A 21,123-nucleotide genomic window follows, 5' to 3' on the forward strand; every position below is an offset into this window, starting at 1 on the left:
TTGGAGTGCAATGTCATGTTAAGCAAGAGGTCTATCCTGATCACCGGCGGTACCGGATCGTTCGGCAAAGCCTTCGTGAAAACCGTCTTGGAGCGCTATCCTGACTTGCAGCGTCTGGTCATTTTTTCTCGCGATGAACTGAAGCAGTTCGAGATGGAGCAACAGTTTCCGCGTTCCAAGTATCCGTGCATTCGTTACTTCATCGGCGACATCCGCGATGCCGACCGTATCCGCCGTGCGCTAGAAGGCATCGACGTCGTGATTCACGCCGCAGCGCTCAAGCAGGTCCCGGCGGCCGAGTACAATCCGTTCGAGTGCATCAAGACCAATATCCTGGGCGCCCAGAACCTGATCGAAGCCTGCCTTGACAGCAAGGTCAGCCGCGTCGTCGCCCTGTCAACTGACAAGGCGGCCGCCCCGATCAATCTGTATGGCGCGACCAAGCTGTGCTCCGATAAGCTGTTCACCGCCGCCAACAACATCAAGGGCAACCGCGACCTGCGCCTGAGCGTGGTTCGTTATGGCAACGTCATGGGCAGCCGTGGCTCGGTCATCCCGTTCTTCCTCGAGCGGCGCAAGACCGGCGTGCTGCCGATCACCGATCCGGAAATGACCCGCTTTAACATCAGCCTGCAGGAAGGCGTGGACATGGTGCTGTGGGCGCTCGAGAATGCGCAGGGCGGCGAGATCTTCGTGCCGAAGATCCCCAGTTACCGCATTACCGACGTGGCCGAGGCGATCGGACCGGAATGCGAGCATCCGGTAGTTGGCATCCGCCCGGGCGAGAAGATTCATGAAGAAATGATCACGGCAAGCGACAGTTTCAACACCGTGGATCTCGGCAAGTACTTCGCGATCCTGCCAGCTGCGGGCGAGCACACCACGGAAAGCTATTGCGCGGCCCACGGCGGCGAGCCGGTCAAGCCCGGTTACGCCTACGACAGTGGCACCAATACGGATTTCCTCAGCGTCGCACAACTGCGCGAACTGATCGCCAAGCATGTTTCTCCGGAAGCCGGCCGCGCATGATTCCCTACGGCAGACAAGAGATCACCCAGGAAGACGTCGATGCCGTCGTCGAGGTCCTGCGGTCGGATTTCCTGACCCAGGGACCGGCGGTGCCGCGTTTCGAGCAGATCGTGGCCGAGGCCTGCGACGCGCGCCATGCGCTGGCCGTCAACAGCGCGACCTCGGCGCTGCACATCGCCTGCCTTGCGCTCGATCTCGGGGCTGGCGACTGGCTGTGGACCACGCCGGTGAGCTTTGTGGCGTCCTCCAACTGCGGGCTCTACTGTGGCGCCAGCGTAGACTTCGTCGACATCGACCCACGCACCTACAACCTCTGTCCCGAGGCGCTTGCGCGCAAGCTTGAACAGGCAGCGCGCGAGGGGAAACTGCCGAAGGTGGTGGTCGCGGTTCACCTGTCCGGCCAGCCCTGCGACATGAAGGCCATCCACGCGCTTGGACAGCGTTACGGTTTCCGTATCGTCGAAGACGCGTCGCACGCGATAGGCAGCCGCTATCTTGATGAGCCGGTGGGCAACTGCAGGTATAGCGACATTACCGTGTTCAGCTTCCATCCGGTCAAGATCGTCACTACCGCCGAGGGCGGGATGGCGCTTACCAACGACGTCGTTCTCGCCGAGCGCATGGCGCTGCTGCGCAGCCACGGCATCACCCGCGAGCCGTCGCGCATGACCCATGCGCCCGACGGCCCCTGGTACTACCAGCAGATCGCGCTCGGATTCAATTATCGGATGACGGAGTTGCAGGCGGCCCTCGGCATCAGCCAGATGAGCCGCCTCACGGCCTACGTCGGCAGACGTCACGAGATCGCGCGTCGCTACGACAGCCTGCTGGCCGACATGCCGGTTGTCACGCCGTGGCAGCATGCGGACACCTATTCTGGGTTGCATCTGTATGTGATCCGCCTGCGCCGCGACCTGATCGATGTAAGCCATCGCGAGGTCTTCGAGTCGCTTCGGAAGCAGGGCATCGGCGTCAACCTGCACTACATCCCGATCTACCGCCAGCCGCACTACGCGGCCATGGGCTTCCGACCTGAGGATTTCCCCGAGGCCGAGCGCTATTACGCGGAGGCGATCAGCCTGCCGATGTACCCCGGCCTGGACGACGCCATGCAGGACCGCGTGATTGCCGCATTGAGAAAGGCATTGCAAGAATGAAGATCGCTGTGATACCGGCGCGCGGCGGAAGCAAGCGGATACCGCGCAAGAATATCAAGGCCTTTGCCGGCAAGCCCATGATCGCCTATGCGATCGGCGCCGCGCTTGCGGCGGGCGTGTTCGACCGCATCGTAGTCAGCACGGACGACGAGGAGATTGCCGCGATCGCCCGCGACGAAGGAGCAGAGCTACCGTTCATGCGGCCGGCCTCGCTGGCCGACGATCACACACCCACGGTGCCGGTAATCGCTCACGCGGTAGAGGCCTGCACTGCACTCGGCTGGGACGTGCAACAGGCTTGCTGCATCTATCCGGGCGTGCCGCTGATTTCTCCCGCTGACATCCTGCAGGCGCTGACGCTGCTGGAAGAGGGTGAGAGCGCCTATGTATTTCCGGTCGCGCCATTTCCGTCGCCGATCCAACGCGCGTTGAAGCGGCAGGCCGATGGAACGGCCAGTCCGTTCTACCCGCAATACGCGAGCACCCGCACCCAGGACCTGGAGCCGGGCTACTTCGATGCTGGCCAGTTCTACTGGGGCGCGAAGCAGGCATGGCTCGACGGCCTGAACATTCATGCCAATGCCCGCACCATCGTCCTGCCCGAGTGGCGCGTAGTTGACATCGACACGCCCGCCGACTGGGAGCGCGCTGAAGCGATGTACGAGGCATTGCAGCGCAAGGGAAGCCTGTGAAAGTCCTGATTCGCGCGGACGCGTCGCTTGCAATCGGCAGCGGCCACATCATGCGCTGCCTGTGCCTGGCCGACGCCTTGCACGCCGTCGGCAATGCGGTGTGCTTTGCCAGCCGAGGCTTGCCGCTGCACCTGGCCGAGCAAATCCGCGCGCATGGGCATGAAATCTTTGCGCTGGAACCGGGCGCACAAGCAGATGAAATCGCCGATGCGGCGGAGTCGGCCATGGCCGGGCCTTTCGACCTCGTCGTGGTCGATCACTACGGCCTGGGGCGAACCTGGGAAACCCGGATGCGAGGGCACGCCCGTCTGCTGGCGATCGACGACCTCGGACGCGAGCATGACAGCGACTGGCTGCTCGACCAGAATTTCCACCCGGAGCCGGAAGTGCGCTACGCAGGAAAGGTGCCGCAGCGCTGCGTCCTGTTGCTCGGGCCACGCCATGCGCTCCTGCGAGCCGAATTCAGGGAGGCCCGAAAGACGGCAGTGCCCCGCTCGGGTCCGGTGCGCAAACTGTTGGTCTTCCTTGGTGGCATGGATGCCGACAATGTGACCGGCAAGGTGCTGGAGGCGCTGGACCTAGCCGGGTGCGATGCGAGGGAGATCGATGTCGTGATCGGCGCCTCTCAGCCCGCGCGCGAACAGATAGAAGCCTGGTGCGAGACTCGCCCGGGCATGCGCTGCCATGTCCAGGCTGCCAACATGGCGCAATTGTTCGCCGGCGCCGACCTGGCGGTGGGAGCCGGCGGGACGACCACATGGGAACGCTGCGCGGTTGGACTACCGACCCTGGCGCTTTGCCTGGCCGACAACCAGCACGAACTGCTCGAGCAGGGGGCCCGACATGGGTTCGTCTACGCGCCGCAAGGCATCACGGCGGATGTTGAGGCGATCGCACTGCATGTGCGTGCGCTACTTGGCAACGAGGGGCTGCGCCATCATCTTTCCGTCACCGGGATGACACTCGTGGACGGCGGCGGCGCGCACCGGGTAGTGGCGGCGATTGCCGGTACGACCGTCCGGTTACGCGTCGCTACATCCGCGGATGCGGGTGCGTTGTACGCCTGGCGCAATCATCCGCGCGTGCGCGCCGTATCCCGCAACACCGCGGAATTCTCTTACGACGAACACCTGCGCTGGATGGACAAGGTGCTGAACGACCCGCAGCGACACCTGCTGATCGGCGAGCGCGACGGCGAGCCGGTGGGCGTGCTGCGATTCGACGTCGCCGGCGACGAGGCCGAAGTGTCGATCTACCTTGCCCCGGACCATATTGGCCGCGGCGACGGCGCAGCCCTGCTGCGGGCCGGCGAGGAATGGCTGCGGACCGAAAGGCCGGCGGTGCAGCGGTTGAATGCCTGGGTCAATGCGGGCAATGCGGCGTCGGAACGCCTGTTCGACCGCTGCGGATACGACCGCCAGGCGACCCAATACATCAAGAGGATCTGACTCATGAGCGCAGAGCGCGAAATCATTATCGCCAACCGAAAGGTCGGCCCCAACCAGAAACCCTTCATCATCGCCGAGATGTCGGGCAACCATAACCAGTCGCTGGAGCGTGCGCTGCAGATCGTGGAGGCGGCCGCCCGTTCCGGCGCACATGCGCTGAAGCTGCAGACCTACACTGCCGACACAATGACGCTCGACTGCGACGCGCCAGGATTTCGGATTGAAGATCCGAAGAGCCTGTGGGCGGGTGCCTCCCTGTACCAGCTGTATGAGGAAGCGCACACCCCCTGGGAATGGCACAAGCCGATTTTCGACCGCGCGCGCGAACTGGGCATGATTCCGTTCAGCACCCCGTTCGACGACACCGCGGTCGATTTCCTCGAGTCGCTGGACGCCCCGTGCTACAAGATCGCGTCTTTTGAGAATACTGATTTGCCGTTGATCCGGCGCGTGGCCGCGACGGGCAAGCCAATGATCATCTCCACCGGCATGGCGTCGGTGGCGGAGCTGCACAAGAGCGTGGAGGCTGCGCGCACGGCAGGCTGCAAGGACCTGGTGCTGCTCAAATGCACCAGCACTTATCCGGCCACGCCGGAGAACACGAACATCGTGACGATTCCGCACATGCGCACGCTGTTCGACTGCCAGGTCGGCCTGTCCGACCATACGATGGGGACCGGCGTAAGCGTGGCCAGCGTCGCATTCGGCGCGACGGTGATCGAAAAACATTTCACGCTGGCCCGCGCCGACGGCGGGGTCGACAGCACGTTCTCCATGGAGCCTGCCGAACTGGCGCAGCTGGTGACCGAGACCGAGCGCGCATGGCAGGCGATCGGCCGCGTGAGCTACGGCGCGACGCAGGCGGAAAAGAAGTCGCTGCAGTTCAGGCGCTCGCTGTACATTACCCGCGATCTCAAGGCCGGGGACGTGCTGAGCGCCGACAACGTGCGTGCGATCCGTCCCGGCCATGGCTTGCCGCCGGAGTTCCTGGAGCAGGTGCTCGGATCCCGCGTCAATGCCGACGCGCCGCGTGGCACGCCGCTGTCGTGGCAGCTGCTCAGATAGGAAGACGGATGGCAGAGCAAACGCCCCTGCAGGTACTGATCGTCGGCTGCGGCAACATTGCCGGCGGCTTTGATGCCTCGCGTCCCGCCGACGCCGCGCCGCTCACGCATGCCGGCGCATACTCGCGCCATCCGGGCTTCCGCCTGGCTGCCTGCGTGGAGCCCGACGGCGAGCGGCGGCAGACCTTCGCCGGCCGCTGGAACGTCCCGGAAGGACACGCCGATCTGGACGCGCTGGCACACCGTGCCGGCGAATTCGGCGTCATCAGCATCTGCTCGCCGACGCCCTGCCATGCCGCGCAGCTCGAGGCGGCACTGCGCCTGCGTCCGCGCGCAATTTTCTGCGAGAAGCCGGTCACGACCACGCTCGAGCAGACGGAGTACTGGGTGAACGCCTGCGACGAGGCGGGCGTGCTGCTCGCCGTCAACCATACGAGGCGCTGGGACCCGGAAGTCGTGCGGCTGAAGCAGGCGCTGCGCGCGGGCGAGCTTGGCCCGCTGCGCTCGATCGTCGGACACTACAACAAGGGCATCCTCAACAACGGCGGCCACATGGTCGACCTGCTGATGTATCTCGTCGGACCGATGGCGCTGCTGACGACGGCGTCCCTGGCCCACGACTTCTGGCCGGACGATCCGACGATTGCCGCCTTGCTGCGAACGGCGGACGGGATTCCGGTCTACCTGAATCCGGCCGACGCCCGCGACTTTGCATTCTTCGAACTCGAGATCGTCACGGCGACGGGCATCCTGAGGATGGAGGATGGCGGCATGCAATGGCGCGAACGCAAGGCAATCGACAGCCCGCATTTCCGTGGCTACCGCGCGCTCGACGGCGGCGCGCGCCGCGACGGCGGCTATCCGGGAGCCATGACGTCTGCCGTGTCCAACCTGTATGATGCGCTGCGCAGCGGCGCCGACCTTGCCAGCAGCGGCCGCAGCGCGCTCGAGGCGCAGCGCCTTTGCGCCGCCATCCGTGACGCGGCGGTGCGCTCTCACACTGAAGTCAACAAATGAATGGAAACCAGACCATGAGCAAAGATACTCTCGCGCTGCTGGGCGGCCAGCCGGCAATCAACCGTCCGCTCGAACTCTTCAACAGCGTGGGCGAGGCGGAGGCCGACGCGGCCGCGGAGGTGATCCGCGGCGGCGTGCTGTCGGCCTACATCGGTGCGCCGGGCGAAGGTTTCATGGGTGGCCCGAGGGTGCGCGCTTTCGAGGCGCAGGCCGCGAAATACTTCGGCGTCAAGCACGCGATCGTGGTCAATTCCTGGACCTCCGGCCTGATTGCCGCAGTGGGTGCCATCGGGATCGAACCGGGCGACGAAATCATTACCACGCCCTGGACCATGGCGGCGACGGCCACGGCGATCCTGCACTTCAACGGTATCCCGGTTTTTGCGGACATCGATCCGGTGACGTTCAATATCTCGCCGGCCAGCGTCGAGAAACTGATTACGCCGCGTACCCGCGCGATCATGGCCGTCGACATTTTCGGCCAGTCCGCCGACATGAAATCGCTGCGCGAGATCGCCGACCGTCATGGCCTGAAACTGCTGTGCGACACCGCTCAGGCGCCCGGCGCCCGCGCCGACGGCGCTTACGCGGGCACCCTGGCCGATATCGGTGGCTACAGCCTGAACTACCACAAGCATATCCATTGCGGCGAAGGCGGCATCCTCGTGACCAACGACGACTGGCTCGCCAAGCGCTTGTGCCTGATCCGCAACCATGCGGAGGCGGTCATTCGCAGCGACGATCCCGCCGAGCTGGCCAACATGCTCGGCTACAACTTCCGCATGGGCGAGATCGAGGCTGCGATCGCCTCGGTGCAGTTGGAAAAGCTGGCCCCACGCGTCGCCAGCCGCCAGCGTGCGGCCAGGGAGCTGGACGCCGGCCTGGGCGGTCTGCGCGGTCTGCGCACGCCGGCGTTGGCTGAGGGCGCCACGCACGTGTACTACGTGTATGGCATGACGCTGGACATCGACGCGCTAGGCGTGTCGCGCGATCGAATCGTGGAAGCGCTGCGCGCCGAAGGCGTACCGGCGCTGGTGCCGGGCTACCAGAACCTGCATCTGCTGCCGCTGTTCCGCAACAAGATCGCCTACGGGCGCCGGGGCTTCCCGTGGAATTCTCCGTACTGCTCGCGCGAGATCAACTACGGCCCCGGCCTGTGCCCCGTGGCCGAAGAACTGCACGCACGCAGCTTCCTCGGCATCAACCTCTGCATGTACGAGTACCACCCGGAGGATGTGGAGCTCATCGTGTCCGCCTTCCGCAAGGTGTGGTCCAACCTGTCCAGTCTCTGATACCTGTTTGCCGAAAGGGGGAGTCCAATGTCCGACGAAACTTTCATCAAGGGCCGCCTGGTCAGCCTGCGTCGACCCGACCTGGATAAGGACGTCCTGCAGGGCAACTGGCACAGCTGGTTCAACGATGCCCGGATCACCGAGTTCCTGGAGCACGGTGCGTTCCCGATCACCCGGCAGGAGGAAGCGGACATCCTGGCCAGCGCCATGCGGCAGTCATCCAACCTGATCCTTGCGGTCGTGGATAACGCCGATGGCAGCGTGGTAGGTACTGTATCCCTCAAGGGGATCAACCACATTCAGCGGCGGGCGGAGATCGCGATCGTGATGGGATTCAAGAACCCCCCGGGGGCCGCGCTTGAGGCGATGGCGCTGATGACGCGCCATGCATTCGACCGGCTGAGCCTGCAAAAGCTGTATGCCGGCCAGCACGAGTCGCTGTGGAAGTGGGTGAACACGCTGGGCACAATCGGCTACCGTGTCGAAGGCTACCGCGAAAACTATGGCTTCCGGAACGGCCAGCCGTACGGCGCGCTTCTCACCGGCATCACCTCCGAGCAGTTCTACAACCTGCAAGCCAGCCGCAATGGCGACGTGCTTGGCGGCGACGCCCTCGCTACCGCCAAGAAGCGCAGCAGCAAGAATCCGGTGCCGGTCCTGAAGGAAATGTTTCAATCGCTATCCGGTGGCAACTCGTAGATGTCCGTGCCCAAGACCGCCCTCATCTGCCACGACGCCGGAGGTGCCAACGTGCTGCTGGCCTGGCTCGCCCGGCAGGAGGGCCTGCCTGCAAGCGCCTATGTCGAAGGGCCCGCGCTGACATTGTGGCGTGCGCGCTTCGGGGACCGGCCGCTGTCGGCCTCGCCGGACGAATGCATTGCCGGCGCCGACATACTGATCACGGCGACCAGCTGGAACAGCGACCTCGAGCACCACGCGCGCATTCGCGCCCGGGCGCTCGGCATCAGGAGCATCGCCGTGCTCGATCACTGGGTGAACTACCGGGAGCGTTTCGTCCGAGACGGCCAGACCAGCCTGCCGGACGAGATATGGGTGGCCGACGAGACCGCGCTGCGCATCGCAGTCGACGTATTTCCCGGCATTCCTGTCACGCTAATCCGTAACGAGTACGTCGCAGAAATGCTTGCTGCGATAGAGCCTGTGGACACGCTGGGCACGCCTGAGCTGCTGTACCTGCTCGAACCGGCACGCAGCGATTGGGGCAGGGGCGTACCGGGCGAGTTCCAGGCACTCGACTTTTTCACATCCCGGCTCCACACGCTTGGGCTGCCGGAAGGCACCCCTATCCGGTTCCGGCCGCATCCGTCCGACCCGCCGGGCAAGTACGACCAGTGGCTGGAAGCGCATGGCTTTGGTCCGGACGCGATCGACCGCAGCGCCAGCGTCGTGGATGGGATAAGCCGCGCGCGCTGGGTGGCGGGATGCGAGTCGTTCGCGCTGGCCCTGGCGCTGGACGCGGGCAGGACCGTCTACTGCACCCTGCCGCCATGGGCGCCCGCCTGCCGCCTGCCGCATGCCGGGCTTATCCACCTTAAAGAATTCACTAGTCACTAGCGCGCCATGAAGTACTGCAAGAACTGTCTCCAGCCCGACACGCGGCCCAACACCCGGTTCACGTCAGAGGGAATCTGCCCGGCCTGCGACTATTTCAGTCGGCTGCAGCATGTCGACTGGCAGGAGCGATACGAGATCCTGCGCGATCTGCTCCAGTCCTACCCTCGCCGCCCGAACCAGCATTTCGACTGCATCATCGGCGTCAGCGGCGGCAAGGACAGCACCAGGCAGGCGCTTTGGGTACGCGACAAGCTGGGTCTCAAACCCTTGCTCGCCTGCCTCAGCTACCCGCCCGAGCAGGTCACACAGCGCGGCACCGACAATATCTCCAACCTGATCGAACTCGGATTCGACGTCGTCCTGTCGGCGCCCGCGCCCGGCACATGGAAGACTCTGATGCGAAGCGCGTTCGACAGGTTCACCAACTTCGGCAAGTCGACTGAACTTGCGCTGTTCAGCTCGGTGCCCCAGCTGGCGATCCGCTACGGGATCCCGCTGATCCTTTGGGGCGAAAATCCGGGCCTGCAGCTGGGCGACCTGAAGACACTGGGACGCACCGGCTACGACGGCAACAACCTGCGGTACATGAACACGCTGTCCGGCGGCGCGCTGGACTGGATGCTCGAGTCCGGCGTCTCCCTGTCCGAACTGATTCCCTACCAGTACCCGACGCCGGAGGAATTCGATGCGCACGGACTGCAGATCGTCTATCTCGGCTGGTTCCTCGGCGACTGGTCGCTGGTTAACAACGGCATGTATTCGGCGGCGAGCGGGCTGGAGATCCGGGAAGACACGGTGGAGAATACCGGTGACCTGCTGGGCGTCACCTCGCTCGACGAGGACTGGGTCACGCTCAACCAGATGATCAAGTATTACAAGTTCGGCTTCGGCCGCGTGACCGATTACGTGAACGAAGAGATTCGGCTCGGACGCATCACGCGCGACGCCGGCATCAGGCTGGTCGAACAGTATGACGACGCCTGCTCGGACGACTATATCGCCGCCTTCTCCGATTACATCGGCATCAGCGTCGATGACTTCTGGCGGCAGGTGCACGCCTCGGTGAATCGCGAGCTTTTCGATATCCGGGCCGACGGGCGCATAGAACGCAAATTTACGGTAGGAGAAGGATTGTGAGCCGCAGAACGATAGGCATCGTCGACTATGGCGTCGGCAACCACGCCTCGGTCTGGCGCGCGCTGCATGGCATGGGCTACCGCTGCCGCGTCAGCAGCGACACTGAGGTGCTGTCGTCGACGGACCTGCTGCTGCTGCCGGGCGTTGGCGCGTTTCCCGCGGCTATGGCCGCGCTGCAGCGGCATGAGCTGACCGAGTACTTGAAATCGCAGGCGCGCCAGGGCAGGCCGATGGTAGGCATCTGCCTGGGCATGCAATTGCTCGCCGACGGGTCCGAAGAGCACGGTTTCAGCGCCGGGCTGGGCATCATTCCCGGCCAGGTGGTAGCGCTTGACCAGGCGAGGTGGCACATCGGCTGGAACTCGATCGAGGTGATCGGTGGCGATCCGCTGCTGGCCCCCAGCGACGGCGAGTCGGTTTATTTCAACCATTCCTATGTATTCGAGGCGCCGCCGGAGTATCAGGTATGCCTGGCGCGCCTGTCGCAGCCTTTCGTTGTCGGCGTACGCCGCAACAACGTGCTCGGATTGCAGTTCCATCCGGAGAAGAGCCAGGCGGCCGGCCACCGGTTGCTGAGCAATGTGATTGAGGGGCTGTGCCGTGATTAAGAAACGTCTGATCGGAGTGGTCACCGTGCGCGACGGCCTGGCCGTGCAATCGTTTGGCTACCGCCGCTATCTGCCGCTGGGCCGGCCGGAAATCCTGGTCGAGAATCTGGACCGCTGGGGCGCCGACGAGATCCTGGTGCAATGCACTGACCGCAGCACGCGCGGACTGGGACCGGACCTCGCGCTGCTCGAACGCATCGGGCGGCTCGGGCTGTCGACGCCGCTGATCTATGCCGGCGGAATCCGCAACGCAGAGGACGCGCGGGCCGCGACCAAGGCGGCGGCCGACCGTGTCTGCGTCGACGCCCTCCTGCAGGACGATCCGGGCGCGCTCGACACGCTTGCCGCCCATCTCGGTGCGCAGGCCATCATTGCCGCCTTGCCGCTGTCACGGGAAGACGGGGAGCTGCGCCTGCTCGACTACCGGCAGCGCCGCTCGACCGCGCTGCCGGCGCCGCTGCTCGGCGTGCTCGGCGCCGGGATGCTGTCGGAGGTGCTGATCATCGACTGGCGTAACGAAGGCCGCCGCGGCGGTTTTGACCAGTCGCTGCTGACCGGTTTCCCCGCCAACATCCCGCTGATCGCCTTCGGCGGGCTGTCGGAAGCGCAACAGCTGCAGCAGGTGTTCGAACTGCCGCAGGTGGTCGCCGCGGCGGTCGGCAACTTCCTCGCCTACGAGGAACACGCGATCCAGCATCTCAAGAAACAATTGACGGGCATCGCGTTGCGGCCTGCCGTCTACCGTAGTTCCCTGACGCCATGACATACATGCATGACTCCCTGACCTGCCGCCGCTGCCTGTACCCGGCCTCGCACCCCCTTGGTTTGACCCTGGACGAGGAGGGCATCTGTTCCGGCTGCCGGATCCATGAAGAAAAGGACAGTCTCGACTGGATCGCGCGCTGGCGCATGCTGGAAGAGCTGGCTGCGCCGTATCGCGTCACAACTGGCAAGACCTGGGATTGCATCGTGCCGGTCACCGGCGCCAACGATTCCTACTTCATCGTCCACCTGGTGAAGGAACGGCTGGGCCTTAACCCGCTGCTCGTCACCTACAACAAGTACTTCAACACGCCGTTGGGCATCCGCAACCTGGCGAACCTGCGCATACGGTTCAACTGCGACATCCTGGTGCAGAACGTGAATCCGGTGTCGGTACGCAAGATCACCCGCACCACGTTGCGCCAGTTCGGCAGCATGTACTGGCCCTGCCTGGCGGGGCAGACCGTGTTCCCGGTGCAGACCGCAGTGCGCTACCGGATTCCGCTGATTGTCTGGGGCGCGCACCAGGGGCTGGAGCAGGTCGGCATGTTCTCGCACGAGCACGAAGTCGAGATGACCCGCCGCTATCGCAAGGACCACGACCTGATGGGGCATGAAGCTGACGACCTGCTGTCGATCTTCGACACGCTCAACGAAGACGACATCTGGCAATACCGCTATCCGGACGACGCCGAACTCAACGACGTCGGCGTGCGCGGCATCTACCTCGGGAACTACGTGCGCTGGGATCCCAAGGCGCAGCACGAGCAGATGGTGGCCTCGCACGGCTACAAGGGCGCACGTTTCGCGCGCACCTTCGACACCTACGACCATGTCGACTGCTACAACTTCATGGACCTGCACGACCATCTGAAGCTGCTCAAGCATGGCTACTCGAAGGTCACCGACCACGCCTGCCGCGAAATCCGGCATGGACGCCTCTCGCGAGAGGACGCGCTCGCCCTCGTGCGCCGGCACGAGGAACAGCCGTTGCGCCACATCGACAAGTTCTGTGAATGGCTGGGCGTCGAGCAGCGCAGCCTGCACTTCATCATGGACCAGCACCGCAACCGCAACGTGTGGGAGCAGGTGAAACCAGGGCAGTGGGTGCGCGCAGACCGCCGGGAGAGCCCCGAAGGGGATGCGGAGGCCGCCGAACACGTGCTCGGTTTCCGTGCGCATGCCGAGCTCAACAACGGTGAGCGCGATCGCTACATCATCATCGGCAAGGGCTATCCGACATGAATCCGGGCAATGCCACCGTCGTCTGGCTCAACGCTCCGGGTCAGCTGGAGCTGCGCACGGAATCCCTGCGGCCGCCCGGCGACCGCGAGGTACTGTGCGAAACGCTGGTCACGGCGATCTCACCGGGGACCGAGCTCGCGGCCTTCAAGGGCTTGCCTCCGCTGCGGCCCGGCGTCGTCTATCCGCGCCTCCAGGGCTATTGCAACGTTGCGCGCGTGCTCGCCTGCGGTACCGCCGTGACATCGCTGCAGCCCGGCGACCGCGTGCTTAGCTTCAGCTCGCACCGCAGCGCGTTCGTCGCCGCCGAAGACGAGATCCTGTTCAAGCTCCCCGACGAGGCCCGCGCTGACCACATCGCCTGCACGTATCTCTTTCACCTCGGCTACAACGCGGTACTGCGCGCGGGCGTGCGCGCGGGCAGCCGCGTCCTGGTCATCGGACTCGGCGCGCTCGGCCTGACCACGGTTGCCATGGCAGCCCTGGCCGGAGCCCGCGTGTTCGCGCTGTCCGACCAGGCACAACCGGCTGCACTTGCGCGCCAAATGGGCGCCGAGGCAGTGTTCGGACGAGCCGAACTTCCGGCGCTGAAGCAGGCGCTCGGCCCCGATCTCGCCGACGTCGTCGTATCGACCACGAACGGCTGGAGCGACTGGGAGGCCGCGCTGCAAGCGGCCGGCCGGATGGGCGTGATCGCCGTCCTGGGCTTTCCCGGCCGCGGCGAGGCGCCGCCCGGCTTCAACCCGCTCGACAGCCAGCATTTCTACATGAAGCAGCTGCGCATCGAGGCCGTCGGCATGTCGCCGGAGCGTCCCGACAGCCGGGGCTTCTGCCGTTTCAACGAACGCGCCAACCTCGACTACCTCGCCGGCCTGATCGCCGCCGGCCGCCTCGATCCGACACCTATCATTTCCGGCACGTATGCGGGCACGGACATTGGCCGCGCCTATGCCGATCTGATCGCCCGGCGTTCCTCCCCCATCACCTATCTGCTCACATGGAACAACAGTTAAACGCGGCCGTCATCGGCTGCGGGCGCATGGGCGCTTTCACAAGCGAGTCAGTCATACGTCACGCACCGCGCTGCTGGCTGCCGCTCAGCCATGCGGAAGCGATCTGCAGCCACCCGCGGCTCAGGCTGGCGGCCCTCTGCGATACCGACGCGGCCATGCTCCAGCGCGCAGGCGACAAGTACCAGGTCGCGCGCCGCTACGAAGATCCTCGCGCGCTGCTGGACGCCGAGCGTCCCGCGCTGCTCGGCCTGGCCACCCGCACTCTCGGACGCGCGGAACTGATCCAGCATGCAATCGCCTCGGGCACCCGAGCCATCCATGCCGAAAAGCCGTTGTGCAACAGCGTGACCGAACTGCAGGGACTGCGGGAAGCGTTGCGGCGCGACGATGTCTTTGTCACCTGGGGTGCAATCCGCCGGTTCTTCGGCGTCTACCGGCAGGCACTCGCGCTGGCCGAATCCGGCCGTTATGGCGCGCTGCGTGAAATCCGCGTCAACTTCGGCTCCGCGCCCCTGTTCTGGACGCACCCGCATTCCATCGATCTCCTGCTGTTCGGAGCGGCCGGGCGGCGCGTGGCCGGAGTGCAGGCACGCCTTGCCGATGTGACGACAGAAGGACGGCCTACTGCCGTCGATTCCGACCCGCGCATTGTCAGTGCCAGCGTGTATTTCGACGACGGCCTTGCCGGCCATATCACCCAGGCGCTGGGAGCGGACTTCGTACTGTCCTGCGCGGACGCGGAAATCTCCGTGCGCGCCGACGGGGCGAGGCTTGAAATGTATGCGGCAGGCGAAACGGTGTACCCGGCGACCAGCGAGCTGGCGGTCGAAGACGGCAGGGCGCCCGGCGGTACCCTTGGGCCTGTCTCGCAACTCGTCGCGTGCCTCGATGGCGACGCAGACGCCATCGCCGCCAATGCGGCGGTCAAACGCGATATTCTCAATGCACAGTCGATTGCCTTCGCCATGCTGCAATCGCATCTCGAGGGCTCACGGGTGGTGGAGGTGTCGGCGCTCGATCCTGCCATCGTGATCATGGCGCGTACAGGTGGACGATATGCCTGAGTCCATGAAAGGAAGCCATCGATGAGCCCGAGGAATTTGCTGCGTTTCGTGCAGCGCGTGATCGGATCCCTAACTGTGCCCGACCACATGCCGCCGTTGCCAGAGGGACGCCGCGTCCTGTTTTCCTGCCACGACGTGGACCGCGCGATGCGCGACGACCAAGGGCGCTACTCGCCGATCCTGGAAGGGATCCGCAGTACCGTGGAGGACCTCGGCTATGCGACTGTCAACCTCAGCCATCCCTACGCGGTCTTCCGCAGCCATGCGATCAAGGGCGGGGCGGCGACCGTCAACTATCGTTCCTTCCTGATCCGGCTGCGTGCCCTGCTACGTACCGGTGCTGCCCGCGCCGCGCTGCGCCAAGAGCTGGAAATTCGTCTCTACCGTGACCTGCTGCAGCGCGTCGCCCCTGAGATGGTCGTCTCGATACAGCCGCCGCCGGCGCTATGCCTCGCCGCCAAGCAGCTTGGCATAAAGGTGGCCGAAGCCATGCACGGCACGAATATCAGTCTCAGCGACAAGGTGTTTTGTGCGCACATGGCCCAGCCTGTCGGCGTCCTGCCCGACATTATCCTCAGTTTCGACGATGTCTCGCAGAAAACAGTGTCATCCCTATGCAGTGGACGCGAGATCTTGGCGTTTAAGACCCGCGATCCCTGGTTGCATCTGCTGCGACGCAGGCAGGCGACGGAACGCCAGGAGCAGCCGGCGCGGCGGGACGGCAAGACGATCCTGGTTACGCTGCAATGGGGCTACGACGGCGAGCGCGACAGCCTGAGCAACATCATTCCGAACGGCATTCTTCATCCGGCGCTGGAATCGGTATTCGCGACGACCGCCGGGAGCGGCCTGCGCTTCCAGCTGCGCATGCATCCGATCCAGGTCAACGCCGCCGGCTACCGCCATCATCGCCGCTACATCGAAGCACTTTGCGAACGCCACCCTCACCTGGAGTGGCAGCACGCGACGAGCGCGCCGCTTCCGCTACTGCTGGACGAGGCGAGCGGTCATATCACGATGTGCAGCAGCTCCGTCGGCGAAGCGCTGGTGGCCGGCGTGCCTTCTTTGCTGCTGTGTCCCACCCTGCACGACGGGGGCGCGAATTTCGGCCTGTTCCGCGAGTTGGAATCGTCCGGACTGGTACGCTTCGGCACGCTCGACAGCGACGACATCCGCGGCTGGATAGACAGCTGCCCGGCAAGGGTGCCGGTCGAGCGCAGTACGGCCGGCATCGACGAGGCGCACCAGGAGGAGAAGCGCTTCTATGCCACGCTTATCGACGCGTCGGCCGGCATACGTCCGCCGCCACACGCAAGTATCGGAGTAACCGCATGATAGTGATCGTTGACTACGGTGTCGGCAACGTCGGCTCCGTGCACAACATGTTGAGAAAGGTCGGCGCCAAGGCCCGAGTGAGCGGCGACGAAACGGATATTCGCAGCGCCGACAAGCTCATTCTGCCCGGCGTCGGCCATTTCGGTCACGGCATGACGCGACTGCGTGAGACCGGCCTGATCCCGCTGCTTGAAGAGCAGGCGCTGCACACGCGCAAGCCGGTCCTGGGCATCTGCCTCGGCATGCAGATGATGACCCGCGGCAGCGAGGAAAGCGACGAGCCCGGCCTTGGCTGGGTCGACGCCTTTACCCACCGGTTTCCGGAGGTCCCCGGCCTGCGGATTCCCCACATGGGCTGGAACGCCGTGCGTCCCGGTGCTTCCGCCAGCCTTTTTGCGCATGACGCACCCGAACCGGAACGCTTCTACTTCGTGCACAGCTATTACGTGAAGCCCGCCGCCACGGAGCAGACGGCGGCCGCATGCCGCTACGGCGTCGACTTCGCGGCCTCCTTCGAGGCGGGCAACCTGTTCGGGGTGCAGTTCCACCCCGAGAAAAGCCATCTGTTCGGCATGGCACTGCTGAGGAGGTTCGCCGCACTATGAGCGACCTGTACAATCGCGTCATTCCCTGCCTGCTGCTGCAGGATGGCGGTCTCGTGAAAACGCGGCGCTTTGCGCGTCCCAGGTACGTGGGCGATCCGATCAACGCTGTACGCATCTTCAATGAGAAGTATGTCGACGAACTGGTGTTTCTGGACATCACCGCGTCCCGTACCGGGGCCGAGCCCGATTACGATCTGATCGCACGCATCGCCGGCGAATGCTTCATGCCGCTCTGCTACGGCGGCGGCATACGCAGCCTGGAGCAGGCGCGGCGCATCGTGGCCGCGGGCGTCGAAAAGATCGCGCTCAACAGCTCGGCGATCGAGCGCCCCCGGCTGTTGACCGAACTGTCGCGCGAAATCGGCGCCAGCAGTGTCGTCGCCGCGATCGACGTCAAGCGTGACTGGTTCGGCCGCTACCGGGTCTACCATCCAGGCAAGCGGCGGGTGACGAAACTGGATCCGGTTGCGCACGCGCAGGCAGTGGTCGCTGCCGGTGCCGGCGAGATTTTCCTCAACGACGTCGACCGCGATGGAGAGGGCTCGGGTTTCGATACCGCTCTCATCCGCCGCATCGCAGAGGCGGTGTCCGTACCGGTCATCGCATGCGGCGGTGCGGCCGACCTCGGGCATATGCGCGACGCGGTGAAAGCCGGCGCCTCCGCCGCCGCCGCGGGAAGCATGTTCGTGTTCTACGGGCCGCACAAGGCGGTGTTGATCAATTACCCGGACTATCCGTCCGTACGGCAGCTATTCGAAAAATGAAGTTTCAGGAATGCACACGCTGCGTGATGGATTCGCATGCAGCCGACATCCAGTTCGACGAGCAGGGGCGCTGCAATTACTGCACGTCGATGCTGGCCCGGCTCGCTGAATACCAGCCGACCGACCCCGCCGTGCTCGATAGGCGCCTGAAAGCCTTCGTCGAGACAGTTCGCACCAGCGGCCACGGCAGGCGCTATGACTGCATCGTTGGCGTCAGCGGCGGCGCCGACTCCGCCTATGCGCTCTATCTCGCCCGCCAGCACGGTTTGCGCCCGCTGGCGGTCCACATGGACAATGGCTGGAATTCCGAGCTGGCAGTCAACAACATCGAGAACCTGGTGCGCAAGCTGGGTGTCGATCTCTACACCCATGTGGTCGAGTGGCGCGAATACCGCGGGCTGCAGCAGGCATTCTTCGACGCGGACGTCATCGACGTCGAACTCCTGTACGACAACGCAATGCTCGCGGTGAACTACAACCTGGCGCGCCGTTACGGCATCCGCTACATTCTTTCGGGCAGCAACACGACGACCGAAGGCATGCGGGTGCCCCGCAACTACAATTGGAACAAGTTCGACCGCAAGAACATTCTCGACATCGCCCGACGCGACGGCATGAAGGTGCGCAGCCTGCCGACGATCGGCGTCAAGCGCTACGTCTGGGACAGGCTGGTGCGCCGCATCCAGTGGGTGCCTTTCCTCGACTTCATCGACTACAACAAGCAGCGCTGCATCGACACGCTGGTTGAAGCGGTCGGTTACCGGCCCTATCCGTACAAGCACTACGAATCCATCTTCACTCGCTTCTACCAGGGCTTCCTCCTGCCCAGTAAATTCGGCGTCGACAAGCGCCGGCTGCATTTCTCGTCGCTGATCTGCTCCGGCCAGATGAGCCGGGAGCGGGCGAAGGAGTTGCTCGACCACAGTCCATACCCGGATCCCGACGACCTGCAGCAGGACATCGAGTACTTCCTGAAGAAGATGGGGTGGAGCGAAAACGACCTTGAGGCCTATCTCGCCCGTCCCGAGCGACCGCACGACCAGTTTGCGACCGAAGCGCCGCTTTACAACCGCCTGCTGCAGCTGCAGAAGAAATACCTGGCGGGACGATAAGCGACATGCATATCCGGATCAGCACCGTGCTCGTGCTCATGGCGGCCATCCTGTTCGGGATGCTCCTGGTCGGACTCAACGAGGTGCTGCTGCAGGCTCACGCCGACACCACGATTGAATACGTTTCATCGGACGCCGCCACGTACTTCAGGCTGTACAAGGATGTCTACGAGGATGCCGATCCGACCGAGAACATTTCGCTGTTCCTGATCGGGATTCCCATCCTGTCCATGATCATTACCGGCGGCTCACTTTGGGCGATCCAGCTTTTCAATCTCGCGGTAATGGCCTTGACGCTGCGCTGCGCGATGAGCACCTTCGGCACCATGGTCGCGCGTCTTGCACTGCTGGCCGGCGCCATCGTCTTCCCGTATTTTCTTTTCGGTTTCCTGAGCCTCAACAAGGAAATCTACGCGATGTGCGCCGCGCTGTTCTTCGGCCGCTACCTCGTACGGGGAAGCCTGCGTGCGCTGCTGTTCGCGCTGCTGCTTGCGATGCTCGCGCGCTACTACATGTTCATGACCCTGCTGGCGATGGTTTTCTTCTTTCCGCGCCAGCGCCCGCCGCGCTACGGGCTGATACTGGCCGCGCTGCTCGTCATCTCCGCCCTGGCGCCGATCGTCAAGGGCATGGTGCCCGAATATTCGAGCGAAGACGTGAAGGACGTTTCCGGCTTCACCGGCCTGCTGTTTTCCACCGCGATCGAGAACTTTGGCTACGTGCTCGTCTATCCGGTCAAGTACGTCGCACTGATGCCCCAGCGCGCATACAGCGTCCTGCTGGCGAGCGGCCGCTTCGGAGACTACATGGAAGGTGTTGTGTCGATACTCAGCCTGGCAGTGTTCCTGCCCGCGCTGTGGCTGCTCTTCATGCGACGCGCCGGTCCCGCCGCGCAGCGCCTGATCGTTGCCGGCCTGGTCGCGCCAATGCCGATGATGTGGAGCGACATCATGCACTGGCGCTACTATTCCTATGTCTATTTCTTCTTCCTGATGGCGCTGGTACTGCATTTCATCGAGAACAGGACGGCCGCGCAGACGGGTACCGGGGAGGTGCCCGAACATGCGTAGCCATATCGTCATCACGTCGCCTGCCTACGGCGGGGCGGAAAAGCGCTTCTTCGACATCTTCACGGCCCTTCTGAGAACAGGCTGCGACGTCCGCTTCATCGCGCCGGTAGCGCTGGTGGACGCGCTGCGCAAGGACCATCCCGGCCGTACCGATGCGCTCAACGCCCTGATTCCCGTCCCGTCCGATCCCTGGACGCCCGGCGGCTTCATCAAGGCATTCAGGCGCGTGCTTGCCGGGCTGCCCAGGGGCGCGGCCTATCACTATCCGCTGAACTGCCTCTGGCCGCTCCATATCGGCAGGGGAGATCGGGTGACCATGTCGGTCGTCGACTGCGCACGTGTGCCTCGCCCTACTTCCAAGCGCAGGGTGGATCTATGGGACTGGCTGTCGTTCTTCTTTGTCAAAAGGGTGGACGTGCTCAGCCCCACCGTATTCGAGGCGATGAACGGGTATCAAATGGCCGGCCGCATGAGCCTGACCCCGGGCGGTACTTTCCTGCTGCCGGAAATCGAGCCATCCGCGGGCAAGACCAATAGCGCGGTGCTGCTTGGCCGTCTCGTCGAGAAGAAGGGCCTGGACGATTTCTTCGACGTGCTGCCGGCGCTCTGGGACAAGCTCAAGGGCAAGGTCGCGGACGACTTCGAGTTCCAGATCGCGGGTTACGGCCCGCTGGAGCAACGGGTTGTCGCGCGTGTCGGTGCGCTTGCGGCGGCGGGCGTACCCGTGCGCTTCCTCGGGTATGCCAATGCGAACGAGCTGCTTCCGACATCCTCGATCGTGTTCACGATGCAAGAGATCACCAACTTCCCGTCCCGGGTGGTGGCCGAGGCGATGTCTGCGGGATGTGGCGTGATCGTTCGTGATACCGGTGATTCCCGGCAATTCGGAGAGGGCCTGCCCGGACTCCTGTATTGCAAGGCCCAGCTGGACGCGGAGGAAATCGCCAGCCAGATCTTGCGACTGACGCAGGACTTCGCAACCACCCCCGGCTTTCGACAGTCGATCTGCGCGGCGGCGACGAACGCGTTCTCCGCGCCGTCCTATATCGAGTATTTCCGCGTCCTGTTTGTCCCGTCCGCCGGAGCGCGCGGCGATCACGGTCAGACATACTTGCGCTAACATCCGGTTTGCCGGCA

At 64.3% G+C, this 21,123-nt stretch carries 21 protein-coding genes; all 21 read left to right on the top strand.

Annotated features, from left to right (window positions below; translation table 11 throughout):
* Positions 1 to 15 precede the first annotated feature (15 nt).
* Genes pseB through NCCP691_RS06685 form a run of 21 tightly spaced genes read left to right on the top strand, consistent with a single transcriptional unit; the run spans position 16 to position 21,106 of the window.
* A complete protein-coding gene (gene pseB, locus NCCP691_RS06585; protein WP_220807642.1) occupies positions 16 to 1,029 on the top strand; it encodes a UDP-N-acetylglucosamine 4,6-dehydratase (inverting) in 1,014 nt (337 codons plus the stop codon).
* Positions 1,026 to 2,186 carry a UDP-4-amino-4,6-dideoxy-N-acetyl-beta-L-altrosamine transaminase gene (gene pseC, locus NCCP691_RS06590; protein WP_220807465.1) on the top strand — a complete coding sequence of 387 codons (1,161 nt, stop codon included), beginning with the start codon at positions 1,026 to 1,028 and terminating at the stop codon, positions 2,184 to 2,186. The genes pseB and pseC overlap by 4 nt, the downstream gene beginning before the upstream one ends.
* Positions 2,183 to 2,878, top strand: a complete 696-nt coding sequence (gene pseF, locus NCCP691_RS06595) for a pseudaminic acid cytidylyltransferase (protein ID WP_220807466.1) — start codon at positions 2,183 to 2,185, stop codon at positions 2,876 to 2,878. Before pseC ends, pseF begins: the two co-directional genes overlap by 4 nt.
* Complete coding sequence (gene pseG / locus NCCP691_RS06600; RefSeq protein ID WP_220807467.1) at positions 2,875 to 4,326, top strand: UDP-2,4-diacetamido-2,4,6-trideoxy-beta-L-altropyranose hydrolase; 1,452 nt, start codon at positions 2,875 to 2,877, stop codon at positions 4,324 to 4,326. Before pseF ends, pseG begins: the two co-directional genes overlap by 4 nt.
* A 3-nt stretch (positions 4,327 to 4,329) precedes the next feature.
* A complete protein-coding gene (pseI, locus tag NCCP691_RS06605; protein ID WP_220807468.1) occupies positions 4,330 to 5,391 on the top strand; it encodes a pseudaminic acid synthase in 1,062 nt (353 codons plus the stop codon).
* 8 nt (positions 5,392 to 5,399) lie between these two features.
* A complete protein-coding gene (locus NCCP691_RS06610; protein WP_220807469.1) occupies positions 5,400 to 6,407 on the top strand; it encodes a Gfo/Idh/MocA family protein in 1,008 nt (335 codons plus the stop codon).
* Positions 6,408 to 6,421: 14 nt separating this feature from the next.
* Positions 6,422 to 7,699 (top strand): DegT/DnrJ/EryC1/StrS family aminotransferase, encoded by a 1,278-nt coding sequence (locus NCCP691_RS06615; protein ID WP_220807470.1) that lies wholly within the window; start codon positions 6,422 to 6,424, stop codon positions 7,697 to 7,699.
* 27 nt (positions 7,700 to 7,726) lie between these two features.
* Positions 7,727 to 8,398, top strand: coding sequence for a GNAT family N-acetyltransferase (locus tag NCCP691_RS06620; protein ID WP_220807471.1), 672 nt, complete (start codon positions 7,727 to 7,729; stop codon positions 8,396 to 8,398).
* Entirely contained in the window at positions 8,399 to 9,274 is an 876-nt protein-coding gene (locus NCCP691_RS06625) for a hypothetical protein (protein ID WP_220807472.1), read from the top strand. It begins immediately after the preceding gene.
* Between the two features lie 6 nt (positions 9,275 to 9,280).
* The gene (locus NCCP691_RS06630; protein WP_220807473.1) at positions 9,281 to 10,411 is read left to right on the top strand and encodes an N-acetyl sugar amidotransferase; all 1,131 of its coding nucleotides are present in this window, start codon (positions 9,281 to 9,283) and stop codon (positions 10,409 to 10,411) included.
* Positions 10,408 to 11,019, top strand: a complete 612-nt coding sequence (gene hisH / locus NCCP691_RS06635; protein ID WP_220807474.1) for an imidazole glycerol phosphate synthase subunit HisH — start codon at positions 10,408 to 10,410, stop codon at positions 11,017 to 11,019. The genes NCCP691_RS06630 and hisH (NCCP691_RS06635) overlap by 4 nt, the downstream gene beginning before the upstream one ends.
* On the top strand, positions 11,012 to 11,782 hold the full coding sequence (locus NCCP691_RS06640; RefSeq protein ID WP_220807475.1) for a HisA/HisF-related TIM barrel protein: 771 nt from the start codon (positions 11,012 to 11,014) through the stop codon (positions 11,780 to 11,782). The genes hisH (NCCP691_RS06635) and NCCP691_RS06640 overlap by 8 nt, the downstream gene beginning before the upstream one ends.
* A gap of 5 nt (positions 11,783 to 11,787) precedes the next feature.
* Positions 11,788 to 13,026 (top strand): N-acetyl sugar amidotransferase, encoded by a 1,239-nt coding sequence (locus NCCP691_RS06645; protein ID WP_220807476.1) that lies wholly within the window; start codon positions 11,788 to 11,790, stop codon positions 13,024 to 13,026.
* Entirely contained in the window at positions 13,023 to 14,036 is a 1,014-nt protein-coding gene (locus tag NCCP691_RS06650; RefSeq protein ID WP_220807477.1) for a zinc-dependent alcohol dehydrogenase, read from the top strand. The genes NCCP691_RS06645 and NCCP691_RS06650 overlap by 4 nt, the downstream gene beginning before the upstream one ends.
* Complete coding sequence (locus NCCP691_RS06655; RefSeq protein ID WP_220807478.1) at positions 14,021 to 15,100, top strand: Gfo/Idh/MocA family protein; 1,080 nt, start codon at positions 14,021 to 14,023, stop codon at positions 15,098 to 15,100. Before NCCP691_RS06650 ends, NCCP691_RS06655 begins: the two co-directional genes overlap by 16 nt.
* A gap of 21 nt (positions 15,101 to 15,121) precedes the next feature.
* On the top strand, positions 15,122 to 16,435 hold the full coding sequence (locus tag NCCP691_RS06660) for a hypothetical protein (protein WP_220807479.1): 1,314 nt from the start codon (positions 15,122 to 15,124) through the stop codon (positions 16,433 to 16,435).
* Positions 16,432 to 17,040, top strand: a complete 609-nt coding sequence (gene hisH / locus NCCP691_RS06665; protein WP_220807480.1) for an imidazole glycerol phosphate synthase subunit HisH — start codon at positions 16,432 to 16,434, stop codon at positions 17,038 to 17,040. The genes NCCP691_RS06660 and hisH (NCCP691_RS06665) overlap by 4 nt, the downstream gene beginning before the upstream one ends.
* Positions 17,037 to 17,804: an AglZ/HisF2 family acetamidino modification protein gene (locus NCCP691_RS06670; RefSeq protein ID WP_220807481.1), complete on the top strand. Its 768-nt coding sequence runs from the start codon at positions 17,037 to 17,039 to the stop codon at positions 17,802 to 17,804. The genes hisH (NCCP691_RS06665) and NCCP691_RS06670 overlap by 4 nt, the downstream gene beginning before the upstream one ends.
* Positions 17,801 to 18,916, top strand: a complete 1,116-nt coding sequence (locus NCCP691_RS06675; RefSeq protein ID WP_274387225.1) for an N-acetyl sugar amidotransferase — start codon at positions 17,801 to 17,803, stop codon at positions 18,914 to 18,916. The genes NCCP691_RS06670 and NCCP691_RS06675 overlap by 4 nt, the downstream gene beginning before the upstream one ends.
* A 5-nt stretch (positions 18,917 to 18,921) precedes the next feature.
* On the top strand, positions 18,922 to 19,986 hold the full coding sequence (locus NCCP691_RS06680; RefSeq protein ID WP_220807483.1) for a hypothetical protein: 1,065 nt from the start codon (positions 18,922 to 18,924) through the stop codon (positions 19,984 to 19,986).
* Complete coding sequence (locus NCCP691_RS06685; protein ID WP_220807484.1) at positions 19,979 to 21,106, top strand: glycosyltransferase; 1,128 nt, start codon at positions 19,979 to 19,981, stop codon at positions 21,104 to 21,106. The genes NCCP691_RS06680 and NCCP691_RS06685 overlap by 8 nt, the downstream gene beginning before the upstream one ends.
* Positions 21,107 to 21,123: the final 17 nt, after the last annotated feature.

The organism is Noviherbaspirillum aridicola (assembly GCF_019656455.1).
GTDB lineage: Bacteria > Pseudomonadota > Gammaproteobacteria > Burkholderiales > Burkholderiaceae_D > Noviherbaspirillum > Noviherbaspirillum aridicola.